At 36.1% G+C, this 12,996-nt stretch carries 16 protein-coding genes; 2 read left to right on the forward strand and 14 right to left on the reverse strand.

Annotated elements, in window-relative coordinates:
- Positions 1 to 86: 86 nt before the first annotated feature.
- The 9 genes from ACLKMH_RS01475 to ACLKMH_RS01515 all read right to left on the reverse strand — a co-directional run bounded on the left by ACLKMH_RS01475 (position 87) and on the right by ACLKMH_RS01515 (position 8,041).
- Positions 87 to 296 carry a hypothetical protein gene (locus ACLKMH_RS01475; protein ID WP_413700588.1) on the reverse strand — a complete coding sequence of 70 codons (210 nt, stop codon included), beginning with the start codon at positions 294 to 296 and terminating at the stop codon, positions 87 to 89.
- A complete protein-coding gene (locus ACLKMH_RS01480) occupies positions 277 to 828 on the reverse strand; it encodes a caspase family protein (protein ID WP_413700589.1) in 552 nt (183 codons plus the stop codon). The genes ACLKMH_RS01475 and ACLKMH_RS01480 overlap by 20 nt, the downstream gene beginning before the upstream one ends.
- The gene (locus ACLKMH_RS01485; protein ID WP_413700590.1) at positions 818 to 2,473 is read right to left on the reverse strand and encodes a hypothetical protein; all 1,656 of its coding nucleotides are present in this window, start codon (positions 2,471 to 2,473) and stop codon (positions 818 to 820) included. Before ACLKMH_RS01485 ends, ACLKMH_RS01480 begins: the two co-directional genes overlap by 11 nt.
- Positions 2,404 to 4,197, reverse strand: coding sequence for a hypothetical protein (locus ACLKMH_RS01490; RefSeq protein ID WP_413700591.1), 1,794 nt, complete (start codon positions 4,195 to 4,197; stop codon positions 2,404 to 2,406). The genes ACLKMH_RS01485 and ACLKMH_RS01490 overlap by 70 nt, the downstream gene beginning before the upstream one ends.
- A 51-nt stretch (positions 4,198 to 4,248) precedes the next feature.
- Positions 4,249 to 4,632: a hypothetical protein gene (locus ACLKMH_RS01495; RefSeq protein WP_413700592.1), complete on the reverse strand. Its 384-nt coding sequence runs from the start codon at positions 4,630 to 4,632 to the stop codon at positions 4,249 to 4,251.
- Positions 4,633 to 5,334: a CHASE2 domain-containing protein gene (locus ACLKMH_RS01500; protein WP_413700593.1), complete on the reverse strand. Its 702-nt coding sequence runs from the start codon at positions 5,332 to 5,334 to the stop codon at positions 4,633 to 4,635. It lies immediately after the preceding gene.
- Positions 5,307 to 5,606, reverse strand: a complete 300-nt coding sequence (locus tag ACLKMH_RS01505; protein WP_413700594.1) for a hypothetical protein — start codon at positions 5,604 to 5,606, stop codon at positions 5,307 to 5,309. The genes ACLKMH_RS01500 and ACLKMH_RS01505 overlap by 28 nt, the downstream gene beginning before the upstream one ends.
- A 10-nt stretch (positions 5,607 to 5,616) precedes the next feature.
- Positions 5,617 to 5,817: a hypothetical protein gene (locus ACLKMH_RS01510; RefSeq protein ID WP_413700595.1), complete on the reverse strand. Its 201-nt coding sequence runs from the start codon at positions 5,815 to 5,817 to the stop codon at positions 5,617 to 5,619.
- A gap of 283 nt (positions 5,818 to 6,100) precedes the next feature.
- Positions 6,101 to 8,041, reverse strand: a complete 1,941-nt coding sequence (locus tag ACLKMH_RS01515) for a caspase family protein (RefSeq protein ID WP_413700596.1) — start codon at positions 8,039 to 8,041, stop codon at positions 6,101 to 6,103.
- A gap of 104 nt (positions 8,042 to 8,145) precedes the next feature.
- Between ACLKMH_RS01515 and ACLKMH_RS01520 the strand changes: the two genes are divergently transcribed.
- Both ACLKMH_RS01520 and ACLKMH_RS01525 read left to right on the forward strand, forming a co-directional pair.
- The gene (locus tag ACLKMH_RS01520) at positions 8,146 to 9,366 is read left to right on the forward strand and encodes an alpha/beta hydrolase (protein WP_413700597.1); all 1,221 of its coding nucleotides are present in this window, start codon (positions 8,146 to 8,148) and stop codon (positions 9,364 to 9,366) included.
- 127 nt (positions 9,367 to 9,493) lie between these two features.
- Complete coding sequence (locus ACLKMH_RS01525; RefSeq protein ID WP_413700598.1) at positions 9,494 to 9,709, forward strand: hypothetical protein; 216 nt, start codon at positions 9,494 to 9,496, stop codon at positions 9,707 to 9,709.
- A gap of 4 nt (positions 9,710 to 9,713) precedes the next feature.
- Here ACLKMH_RS01525 and ACLKMH_RS01530 read toward each other — a convergent pair whose 3' ends face one another.
- From ACLKMH_RS01530 to ACLKMH_RS01550, 5 genes are all read right to left on the reverse strand, one after another.
- The gene (locus tag ACLKMH_RS01530) at positions 9,714 to 9,848 is read right to left on the reverse strand and encodes a hypothetical protein (RefSeq protein WP_413700599.1); all 135 of its coding nucleotides are present in this window, start codon (positions 9,846 to 9,848) and stop codon (positions 9,714 to 9,716) included.
- A gap of 111 nt (positions 9,849 to 9,959) precedes the next feature.
- Entirely contained in the window at positions 9,960 to 10,478 is a 519-nt protein-coding gene (locus ACLKMH_RS01535) for an alpha/beta fold hydrolase (protein ID WP_413700600.1), read from the reverse strand.
- Positions 10,479 to 10,480: 2 nt separating this feature from the next.
- On the reverse strand, positions 10,481 to 11,320 hold the full coding sequence (locus ACLKMH_RS01540) for an isopenicillin N synthase family dioxygenase (protein ID WP_413702227.1): 840 nt from the start codon (positions 11,318 to 11,320) through the stop codon (positions 10,481 to 10,483).
- Positions 11,290 to 11,457, reverse strand: coding sequence for a hypothetical protein (locus ACLKMH_RS01545; RefSeq protein WP_413700601.1), 168 nt, complete (start codon positions 11,455 to 11,457; stop codon positions 11,290 to 11,292). The genes ACLKMH_RS01540 and ACLKMH_RS01545 overlap by 31 nt, the downstream gene beginning before the upstream one ends.
- Positions 11,458 to 11,590: 133 nt before the next feature.
- On the reverse strand, positions 11,591 to 12,523 hold the full coding sequence (locus ACLKMH_RS01550) for a LysR family transcriptional regulator (protein WP_413700602.1): 933 nt from the start codon (positions 12,521 to 12,523) through the stop codon (positions 11,591 to 11,593).
- Between the last annotated feature and the right edge of the window lie 473 nt (positions 12,524 to 12,996).

The following is a 12,996-nucleotide window of genomic DNA, read 5'->3' on the forward strand; positions in this document are numbered from 1 at the left end:
TTAGACAAGTGTAAAAAAAATTAAAAGACTGTCAATAAAATCAACACATAAGCTACTCGTTTTTTGATCTATGATAAGCCTTTGTTTTAATAAACAATAAAGTCGTTATCTAAGTTATAGGCTCGTGTCGTTGGTTGTTGTTGGCCAGAAGTTAATTCTGTTACTTTTTGGTAAGTATATTTACGCAACTCTGAAGTTGATAATTTCCCGTCTTGGTTTTCATCTGCAATTGGCTCGTCAAAGGCTTTTAGAATACTCGCAGTAAACACGCCATTTTTATATGGGGGTAGCTCCAACGCATATTCCAATCCACCAGCAAGCACTTATAACAACAGCACCTGTTGAAGCTCTTAGGTCAATGAAAGTTTTTTGTAATAAGTCAAAAGAGATGGCGAGATCCTGTTCTTTTTTAGGGGTCGACTTAACAGCAAACCCTCGAGAAGTAACTCCCTCTGGCATGGCTTTTACTTGATAGTTTTCAACTACCTCACCTGAGTGACAACTATCAAGTAGCAATAATTTATTACGTGCATTAATACCATCAAGCAGATAATTTATCTCCGCATATTCAAGTCCTTTATCACTTAAGCGCTCTGGATTAATATCACTGCTACCAAAGTAGAAGTTTTTTTCTTCATCTAGGAAACCATGACCGGCAAAAAACACAACCACTTGGTCCTGTGGTTTTGCTTGTTGTAAAAATGCTTTGGCGGCTAAAATGTTTTCTTTTGTAGCTTGTGCATCGGTTAATGTTTTTACTTTAACTGATTGAAAGTACATGCTTTTTGTAAAAGCATTAGTAATATCATTTGCATCTTTAGCGAGCATAATCAAGGTCAGGAATTGCATCGTGTTTATAATCTGAAACGCCCACCGCTAAAACATACAGGTTTACTGGTTCAGGGGTTTCTCGATAATAATTAAAGAATTGACTATTTGATTGCCTTCCCAGTTCATCTACCACGGTTAGTTTTATTTTATTTTCACCATTACTTAAAGGTAGAGTAATTGAACCTTCATTTGATTGAATTATACGCCCTTCAATTCCATCTATTGGTACTTGATTAACACTGACCATTAGCTTTTTACTATTATCTATTTCCCCTGTAATTTGGTAATTTAAAACAACTTCGTCAGCCTGCACCAACTGTTTAGGTCCCTGCGCTTTTATACTTAGCTTTTGCTCATTTAATCTAAAAATATCTAGTCTATTAGGGAATCTTTTTTTACGAATATCTACGATACGTTGCCACATTTTTATTTCTGAGCTTGCTTCAGAGCCAAGTTGTTTAAGTATAATGTCGGGTCTGTTTAACCAAAAATCAAAACGGTTATAATCCATTATTGCTTCATTATTCATAAAACTCGCTTTATGAAGTGCTTTTGGTGTCGCCATGTAATAACCATCCGCGGTACTAATAATATGATCATCATTAATATCGGTATTAATCGTCAGCGCGAGTTTAGATTGTCTCTGACCAATATCAGTTTCTAAAAATGACTTATAAATTATTTGGGGAGTGACCTTATAGTGAGACTCGTTTAACTGCTCTATATGCCAAAGCTTAACAGCTCCATCCGCCCCACTGCTTAACATTCTGCCTTGGTCATACTGTTTAATATCTTTGATTGATCTTAGGTGAGCTTTACTTATACGTTCCTTTATTAAACCAGATCGAATATCAAATATAATAATTTCACCAGTCTCTGTTCCTGCCCATAATTCATTATTAGTATTGGTTTGCATCATCTCAATTTTATTCCAAACAGGGTACATTTCCATTACCCGCTCACCTGACTTATTAAAGGCTTGAATCATTGGGATATTGGGATTAAATGCTTTGGAATAACCAACTAAACCTGAAACAAAAAATTGCTTCAAATACTCAGAATAGGTAATAGAACGTTTAGCGGAAGCACCATAATAAGGTAATGATAATATTTTATTGCTATGCGGTAATTCAAACTTGCCTTTCATTAGCTGTGCAACTAATTGATCACCTTGCTCATCAAATAACTCAAAAGCGATGATTTTGTCACTTAAGGTATGTATTACTTGATTGGTTTTGTCTTGTAAATTTAATCGATGAATTTGATTTCCCTGTGCATAAAATAAATGATCTTCTGTTAATTTAAAATCTGAAAATGCACCTGGTATTGGTGGTAATGCATTACCTTTTAAATCAGCTAGAATATTGCTTTCATTGGATGTTAATAAAACCCATTGACTGTTAAAAGCAACTTTTCTAGTAGAAAATGGCACCTTCATGGTTTGCTGTTTTAAATCCTGCAAAGAGTATAAATGGATACTTGTTTGTTGAGGCCCTGGTGCGACTAATGCAATGACGCCATCAGACAGTACATGTAGATCCGTTGCAACAACCGTTTCATTTGCTAGTGTTGTTAGTGTGTTACCTGTTTCAATATCATGAACTGTAATATTGATCCCAGATGGAAGCCCATTGTGATCCACTCTATTCCAGTCGTAACCATCCTTAAAAAAACATTACGTTTATTTGAGACGCTAATGCGTTTGTTTGGTAAACCAAAATTGTCATAATCTTTAATTAGCTGGCCATCTAAACTAAAACGAGCATTTGCTGTAATTATTTCATTACCATTAAAGTCCGCGATATTAAAAATATTGTTTAATACAACTTCTTGGGTGCTGTAGTTTAAAGCGCCACATCGAAATATTGACTCACTACAAAAAATAACTAAGGGCTCACTAGGGTGTGCAATTAACCTTGTAATACTAGGTGCTTCAGATTGCTCTTCTTTTTGCCAACCAATATCGATTGTGTAGGAGTTTTCTAACGGACTTAATGAAGAACTGACAACCTCACAATAAGCATCCGCTTTTCCACTTTCACAGGCACTTGTATCTATTTCAAAATGATATAAACCAAGTTTTCCCTGTTTATTAAGCGTGATTAATTTATTGTTAGCGCCGTAAGCAATTACCTCTGCTTTCACTTCACTTAAATCATAACTTTCACTTTTTTGGTATCCGAGATTCCAAATTTGTAATTGATACTGTTCATCAAGAGTTAAAGGATAAACTTCCACCACACTGGTATCTATAATACTGGGTTTATTTCTAACTGCTCGGGTATAACCGAAACGGGTTAATTTATCGCCTATTGGTACCCAAGCCTGCATTGCAGAAAACTGTGTATCAATATCAAAGGCAAAATGGCCCTTCTCACTAAGTTGTAATTTATCACCTCCACTTTTAAGTGATTTGATTATTTTATTTTGTCGCACATCATAAAATGAGGTTTCTCTTTTATCAGTCGACATTTGTTGTGTTAATAGGACCAGTTGATCATTTTCATCGGAGTACTCTAAGGATAATAGCTCACCACTAGGTTGGGACTGCGGAACAGGATTAGGTGATAACTTACTGATTTCGTCATCACTGTAGCTATAATTCCTGATAAGTGTTTCTACTAAGTAATAGTTAACCTTTTGCGCACTGGCATGTGAATAACAGCTTTTATTTAAGGTTACAGGTTTCCCGCTTTCCACTAGGATAGAGAAGTTATAAGTACATTTCTCATCTAGTTTTTTTGCAGATGTTGTTACTTGAAAATTGGCAACACTTTGTTGCCATTTAGTTTGCAGGGATACAAGTTGGATCTCTCCTGAATCAGCAATGAAGTGTTGTTTTAGTTCTTCTTCCTTTAAAGAGATTGCTTGTTTAAGTGTATAATCATAGGCAGAAGCCATATAAATAAGAGTATTATAATAGGTATAATCTTGCGCAATATTGGTGACACGTTGATGAGATTCTTGATCTAGGTTTATGGTTTTTGCCTGTGTCTCACCTTCTTTTTTTAATGCCTCAGAAATGAGTTGATCGCCATCGTAGTAATAAACTAAAACCTTAGGTTGAATACCAAAACTTTCATATCCCCCTTGTTCTTTGCGTAAACTAACCAAGGAATGCAACAACCATTTATCTTTATTATTGTCTTTAAACTTAGTTAAACTGCGGGTAAACACTTCGTGTTTTTCTTCAACAGATTGCCTGTCGGCATCTTCTCTAGCACGTACTAGTCGTTTATGGTCACTGACACTTGTAACAGTAACATTATAATCAGCTTGATATTCAGGAAAGGTTTGTGCGTCAATATTAACGGAAAATAAGCAACTTAAGATGATTAAGCGGTACAGATGTCTGGTTATTAACATAGGTGAATTTCCATTAATTGATAAGCAAGTTAACCCCTTTGGTTTAACCCTTTAACTTTCGTTATTGATACATTTCAAGGCAATAGGCTGTGATGAGTTATCTAATTCGCCCCTCATACCAAAGCTTTTATAATCTGTTGCTTTAGTGGAATCTGTCTTTTGGCAATTAAGTAATAAGTTTTCTTCACTTAACCTTACTGATGAGCGCCCTACCCACACTAAACCGATCCGTCTTAGGCGAACTAATAAATTATTGCCTTCAACTCTATTGATAATAATAGGTGGCGCTGGCAAGTCTTTAGCTAAAAACACTTTCCATGTGCCATTTGCGAACTGAAGATCAACCGCAGGTTCAATCCATTCTTCTATTAATATGGAGGCATGCGTCTGTAGGCTGAAGCTTAACGCTAGAAGAATAAAAATTATTTTTTTCATTTATTTACCTCCCTCGTAAAATGCTTCCAACTGTTCAATAACCTTTACGCCAATCCAGCCTAATGTGATTAATGATATCCAACTAGATGGTGAAGCATGAAATATCAGGAATAATAAACTTAACATAAGCGTTATATAGATAAAGCACATTAACCATAATTTTTGCTGTAAAAATTGAATGAATGGATTATCGCTCTTTGATCTTTTAAGCATCACTAATGCTAAAATATAAATACACCAAACTAGCAAATTTAGTTCTTTAGAATAGGGAACTTCCTGTGTGTAGGCATCGCCATAAACAATCAAGTTATCCAAAGCCATAGCATGGAAAAACACACCAGGAAGAGAACCATGCACTGGTGAGACCACATAATCATAAATGCCATCAATTTGCCCACCAACTAATACAATGCTATTGCTTACCCAAGTCTTCAACATTTCTCTTTCTGACTGAATAGGTGATCTAGCTAAAGCCATTACTTCATCGGCATAAAGCACGCGCTGTGATGGGCAAATTGTTTTTTTATTGGTAGCTGTAAGCCCAGGCACAATATTATGCATCACACTGCTAAAAGCATTTACCGCTAAGGCGAGAATATTAGTAGTGGGATTTTCACATTCAGCTTGTCGATGAGGTAATAAAACAGGTGCGGCTAATGAACTCCACCTAACACTCACAGGATAACTTGAATCTGCATCCATAAATTGGCAACTACGTGTCTGGCAATAGGTTTGATAAAGAACCATCGCAGTTGTTGGATGTTTATCAATATATAAAGGGTATTGATCTCCTTTCCCTGCCAACCATTAATGACTAATTGAGAAAATGCTTGTAATTGTGTCTGCATATTCTCTGTTATTAACGAGTCGACACTGCCTTTAGCCATAAATAAAGGTGTATCTGTGGCTTGTTGTGTGCGTTTTAACTTTTCCATTGCTCTATCAAAACTTGCATCTGTGGATCTTTGTTTCATCCACATCACATCATAAAATAGCGTACGCTGGCGATTGAGCCATGATGGTAGAAAGGAAGTTAACTTGGTCAATGTAGGATAGTGGCCAATCATTAGATTCCCATATCTGCGGGTAAAGGTTATTAATTGATTTATCATTAAATAAAATAACCAATATTTGTGGTTCACTTTTTTGCGAGTCATACAAGGAAGCCGTTAAGCGATACAACACCTCTTCGCTTTTTCGCTCTCCAACACCACCAATTTCATAGGGATCAACATAAATAATCCATGCACCAAATAGGAATAATAATAGCCATTGCAGACAAAGCAGTATAGTTTTGATAAAACTTCAATAATGTTACTTTTAGATTATCTAACACATCCATGTTTTATCATTTCCTTATTGATACTTTCTGACAAGCTTTATTCGGTTCTTAAACGAATAACACTTAAGCTAGCTTGAGCTTGTGCTACTTTAGCTTTTGTAAATGCTCGAGATTTAGGTGCATCTCCTAGTGATTGCGAGAAAATATCAGAGAGCCCATTGCCTCTTTTTTTCGCTGTTTTTTCAAAAAGCTTAAACTTTGCATCGGTTCTTGTTGTAAATGACTCAATGTCATAGGTGGTGATTCCCTACTAGTTGGCACAGATATAACAACAAATTGTTCTTCGCCTGTTGTGGAACCATTCACTATTCCTTCAAATTCAGCAGACTGCCCAGTAAATAGGCGACCACTATAACCTGGCTCGGGATAAACCTGATAAATACCTAAGCCACTATCCACAAAGAATACGGTTAAATCTACCGGATTACGCTCATTATTGATAAATCCAACATACAGTTCATCACCATCCTGCGCACTAATTGGCTTATCAAGCGTTACTGCTTGACCATTTAATTCAACTTCAGTATTGATTGAAGCTTTACCTGCCATAGTTAAGGATAATCGCATTAAATTTCTCGCTCTTACAAAACGAGATATTCCATTTTCTAACACGCTATAAATACTATTTTTGTCAGTTATCTGGTATTCACTGGCGAGGTATTTTTCTTGATCATGACATTGAGTCGCCGATTTACTTAATGCACAGGGTAATAATTCATTTTCAACAGAAAAGAAATATAATAAATCGTCGGAAACATACAAAGAAACATCCGCCGCTTGATCACTCTCGACCCAAGTAACGGTGCGTTTTAATAACTCGCTTTGTTTTAATAATAAATCTAATGCATCAAGCCAAACAGGTTCTGGATTTACTTGCCATTTAATCGTTAAAGGGCTTGGTAAAGCGGGTCTTAATAACTGACTAAAACTGCTTTTATTAGTTATTTCACCTTCAATTAATTTACCTTCACTGCTGGCTACCTGTGCTTTTGTTATCTCTATTAGCGCGCTTCGTTCTGAGGCAGTAACTGAATCATATACTTCCACTATTGCGCCATTTTCTAGCCCATTTAACAAACCGGCTTGAATTTGATATTTATTTCTATTTTTAGTCACAGGGTAACGCAGATTAACACTAACCTCTCGGTCAAAAATAGGTTTATCTAATGCTTCTCCACCTTCAAATAAAGGCGTCGTTTTATGCCAAGGTAAACTATTGTAAGCAGATAAAATACCCTGGGCTAATTGGCGATATGAAAGGTTAGGGTTTTGTCCAATTAATGATGTCAGTGTGTAGGTGAACAATCCTTGAGGTAAATCTCCATTGGCACTGGGTAATTCCATTTCCGGAGCTTCTTCGTTACTTTGCGCACCTGAGAAAGCAATTAAGAAACCTGCATTTTCAGTATCTAACGTCACTTCCTTTAGCGTTGATCGTGTCACCACATTCACCGTATCATTTTCAACGCCTAATAATTTTGGTCTAACATTTCGAGACACTACTTTTTTTCCTGTCACACTCCTTGTCATTGTGCCTGAATGGCATGAATCAAAAACAGCCCAGACATTAGCCCCCGTATTTCTTATTTCTGTCAGTATCACATTCATTTCATTGTCAGTGAGACTATTTTCAATTAACCCAATTTGTGCAGACCAAGCTCCAATATCACGGGGTAGAAATATTTCATCAAGGCCATCACTTAAATCACTTCCTTGCATTGCTGGTTGTTGACTACCGTGGCCTGAAAAATGTAAATAAACAAAGTCTCCCGCTTTTACTCGTTCAGTAAGCGACTTCATAGCATTAACAATGTTTACCTTAGTGGGTAATGTGGCTTTCTCTACACCATCGGCTAAAAGTTGAATATTTTGTGGTTGAACCCCCTGTTGCAATAACATATCACGCACTCGTAGCGCATCATATTTTGGTCCAACTAAGCTAAGATTCTTTTCTAACGTGGGATATTCGGAGACACCAACAATGACAGCAAAGGTTTCCTTTGCCTGTAAAGTAAAGGAAGTAAAAACAAACACGATCAAATAAAAAGCCTTGATACAATTATTCATAATAAGAAGTCCTTTGATAAATTTAAAATCCATGTTTTACTTTAGCTACAAATTTTTGATTCTTTAATGTTAAACTAATTCCAAAGAATAAAGGAAGTTTCATTTTGAATATAAAAAGAAAACTCATCGCAAGTTTATTTGTTATTTTTACTTTTCTTAATGTCAGTTCGGCTTCAGCTGGGATTACAAGTGTAAAACAGAAAAATCCTTCACTGCGATGCACCATTCCTGACAATACATTATCGACTCTTTTTGGTAATAAAGAAAACACCCTAGTTACCACATCATCTCCTTTTACCAGTATCGTGCAAAATCCCAATGTTGAAAATTTACTCTGGTTGAATAACGATGTTCAAAGTCATGGCTTTTATCAAATTAACCTTGAGAATAAACTTAAAAAAGTTTCGGTTATTTCTACTTCCTGTGAACAACTTACTCAAGAACTCCTAATTATATTAAATTCTTCGCGCAAATTACTCGGTGAAAATATCATCTTGAATCCAACATCTCATTTTATGGATGATTTAGGGCTATCCTTTGACCAAATAGTTGAAATTCACGCCCTAGCTTATAAGGCAATGGATAAAACAATGCCGGAAGCACTTTATGAGTCATTTGCAGAACTGGCATTACATTTAGAAAAAGCCAGTAATGTGAAGAGTCGTACCGCTCAAAATAAAAAATACCACCTGCAAACGGTTTTTTATAGTACAACCAGAGCGCTAGAAAACCGCCATTCAGTTGAATATTCAGGTGCTAGAGATACCATTCAGCCTTTACACTATGGTAAAGCCATCGTTTCTATTCCTGCCAATCACACCCGAGGTGAAATAGAACAGCCTTTCTTTTCCATTAAGTGGCTTCAAAGCAGTGAAGATCATGTATTGATTCAAGATGTTAAAGAAATGAGCTCACAAAATTTTTGGGACGCTATCCCTAATAATAAAGGTGGTGATGTTTGGGACGACAGTATTATTGTTTATGTGCATGGATACAATGTCGCATTTAGTTCCGCTATTAAACGCACAGGACAAATGGCTTATGACTTTGAATATTCTGGGGTGCCAATCTTATTTTCTTGGCCCTCGAATGCATCACTTCTAGATTATGCATCAGACAGAGAAGATGCAATTTGGAGTGCGGGTTACTTTGCAACATTTTTAACTGATTTACAGCAAAATAACCCTGATACAAATATCCATATTGTTGCCCATAGTATGGGTAACCAAGTACTGGTTAACGCATTAAACGAACTATCATTAAAGCAACAAAATAAAACCGCACCTTTTACAAGTATTATTCTAGCCGCACTCAGATGTAGATAGTGAGTGGTTTGAATTTCAACTTGCTCCTCGCATTAAAAATTTAGCAAGTCGCTGGGCCCTTTATACTTCTGAGAATGATGGCGCTTTAATTGCTTCAAATAAAGTTAATCAAGCAAAACGCTTAGGCATGCCCGGCAGTTATATTAATAATATTGATATCATTGATACCAGTGGTTTGAATGTCGCACCTTGGAGCATCCCAGAATCACATTCTTATTATGCAAACAAACTGCCTGTTATAGAAGATTTGGTAAAGCATTTAAAAGGCATTCCCCCTAGTCAAAGAGGATTAATCAAAAATACAACCACACAAGGAGTCACCTGGGCAATGCAAGAGGAATAAATAGTTAATTAATAAATGCTTTGATCTTTAATGCTAGCGCTTCCGGCATAACCACTTGCGGAAAATGACCACAATCTAAGCTAACAGATTCAGTCACTGGTGTTAATTTTTGCATTTCTTTTTGTACAGCTAATAACACCGAATTGTCCTCTCAAGGCTTCAATATAATATTTCGCAACTCCACCAGCACGTTCTGGTGTCCATCTAACAGAGACCAGTCGAGATGCATCTGGCTGAGCAACAAGTTTAGTCACCACGTCAGATACAATTTCATCTGAAGCATCCTGTAAAAAACCTCTTTTACCGCAGAGAAACTATCAATATAACTGCCAAACGCTGTTGTTTTTAAATGGGGTGAAATACCTTTTGTATCTATATTTTGTTTGTTACTCACGTTTGCACAAAGATCGCCATAAGACATAGCAGATGGCAACATCATGGCAACAACATAAATAATACCAAGTACTTTATCTGGCACTGCTTCAGCAACAGCAGTAGCTGTTAGACCACCACCAGAATGTGCCACAAGCCATACAGGTTTTTCAATCGCATCCATTTTGGCACAGACAAAATCAACATAATCCTGTAAAGAAGCTTGAGATTGAAATGACGCCTCTTTAGTCTCACTACCCGGTAAATCCACAACGTGACAGTGAATTTTTTCTGACTCTAAATAAGGGATTAACGAAGACCAACCCCAACCACTCGCCCAAGCACCATGAATAAAAACTAACTCATGGCTATCGATCTGCTCTTTAAATAGCATCATTATTATCCTTGCAAATAGGTTTTTTGATACCTTTCACGCATATGTTCTTCAACCCTAATTGGTGGGTATTTAGGTTCTTCATTCTCTGTTAAACAAGTCGGTAGACAAGCAACGATATGATCTGGATTACCGCTAAAGAAAAAAGGCATTGAATATCTTTCTTTACCGCTTTTATTAATTACTCGATGCAATGTCGATTGATATTTATCGTTTGTCCAACGAGAAATCATATCCCCTAGATTAACGATAAAACTTCCCTCGATTGGAAGTGCATCTAGCCAAGTCTCGGCATCGCGATCCCACACTTGAAGGCCACCATTTTTATCCTGCAATAATAACGTTAATCCACCAAAGTCGGTATGCGCGCCACAGCCTTTTTCATTAGGTAAAGGATTCTCTGGTTGCGGTGGATAATGCAACATGCGAAGAAGCACACCTGGTTCATGATTAAACTCTTTAAAATAATCTTTTGGTAAATCCAAAGATAATGCTAAAAGAGACATTAAACTTGTCGCTAATTCAGTCATTTGATAAATATATTGATTAGTCGCTTTTTGAAAACCCTGTGAATTCTCCAACCATCTATTTTTGCCATAATTAAATCTTTTCTCTTTTACCATCGGATGCTCATCACCATACTCATTACCAATATAAAGCCCTTCTTTTAAATCAGGTGGAGCACCTTCTTCTAAGGTTTGGTTTTTAATCGGTTCATAACCTAAATTTGCTGGCGATAATGATTTATCTAGTAACATCTTTTCATTTTCAGGAAGATTAAAAAAATGCTCGGCATGCGTGGATAGTTCGGAGATTAACTTATCATCAATACCGTGACCGACAATATAAAAAAGCCTTTATCGGAACAAGCTTGTTTAATTTTACAAGCTAGTTGCTTTTGTAGTTTGAGATCTGCGGTGGCATAACCTGTAATGTCGATTATCGGTAAAACGGAATCTTTGAGTTTGTCTTTATTGAGCATTTTTAGCCATCTCCTATCAAAATGAATCATGCCGATTGCATTAGAATTGTTACAATTGTATTAAAATTGTTATAAACACAATAACAGGACAATTTGATAGCGAATAGCGCTATTTTTAGACTACATTGTTCGCCTAATCGGCATCAGCTTCTAAAGAAATTAACTTTTCAATTTCAATAGCAAGCTCTCTCACTAAATAATCTACTGCCACGGGTAATGAGCGTTTTGCTCTCACATATAAACCAAGTTCAGAAAGAATAAGGTCTGGATTATGTATTGGTATATGTTTTAAACGTTTGTTAATAATATCTGCTTCAATGCCTATTTTAGTCTGGAAACAAATGCCCATTTCTTTTAATGCTAATTTGCGTGACAACTCAACAGAACCCGATTCAATGATTGAATGTGTAGAACTAATTCGTTCTTTTAAGCCAGCTAATCGATGATGGATAGATAAATCAGATTTACTCAAAATCAAAGGAAATGCCAAGCACTCCTCATAAGTAACATAAGGTTTTTCTGCGAGAGGATGATTAGGAGTAACAACCGCACCTAAGGAAAAATGGTTAACTTGTACTTGATGTAATTCAGTATATCGTTCAAGGTCGAATACCAATCCAATATCAGCGCGACCTTCGATTATTTCATTAGCAATAGATTTAGAGCCAGCAACGCTAATGCCGACACTCACATTTGGATAACGCTTTTTAAACCTTAGTATTAATTCAGGTAATAAATCAACGGTTGGACCTTCGACAGTGATTATTTCTACATGGCCTCGTTGTAAGCCTTGTAATGCTTCAATTTCAGAATAAACACGTTGCGAATCTTGTAATACCATCTGCACATGTTTTGCAAAGCTTTCACCGGTCGCTGTTAATATTATCCCTTTTGATAAGCGTTCAAATAATTGCACTCCTAAATCATCTTCTAGTTTTTGAATTTGTCTGCTTACAGCAGAAGAGGCAATATTTAAAGATCGGGTCGCTTCTCGAATAGAACCTAAACGATAAACGGCTTCAAAGTAATAGATAACGGGGGCGTGGTAGCGTCTGCGAGATTTCATTTAGCTTCACTTATTGGTTTAGTCATTAACATAAATATTGATTAACAATACTGACTAATAACCATTATGAAAACTAAAACTTTAAAAGGTCACCGGGGAATGATGACCTTTCATGTAATATTTATTTACCTAAAAAACCCACTTTTGATTTTTTAGCTATTTTTACTGCTTTTTTTCTTTTGCTGTCAAAAGTGGTTTTTTCTTACCATTTTTTTTACTATCTTGGCCTTTACTCACGATGCTTCCTTTTTAAAATAAACAACGATTAACCTACTAAAAACCTTACAGAATGATATTAATCCAATCCTGTAACGGCTGGATTATGCTCCTAAGAATAAAAATAGATAACAATATTTATCATAAAATGAAAAATAATTATTGCGATATTAATAGGCTAATTTTAACCATGTAAATCTACTTTTTTCTACATTTATCGAGGGGATATTTTCAATTTGACAACACCTTATGAAAGG

Origin of the sequence: Psychromonas sp. KJ10-10 (assembly GCF_047323245.1) — a bacterium.
In the GTDB taxonomy this organism is placed as follows: domain Bacteria; phylum Pseudomonadota; class Gammaproteobacteria; order Enterobacterales; family Psychromonadaceae; genus Psychromonas.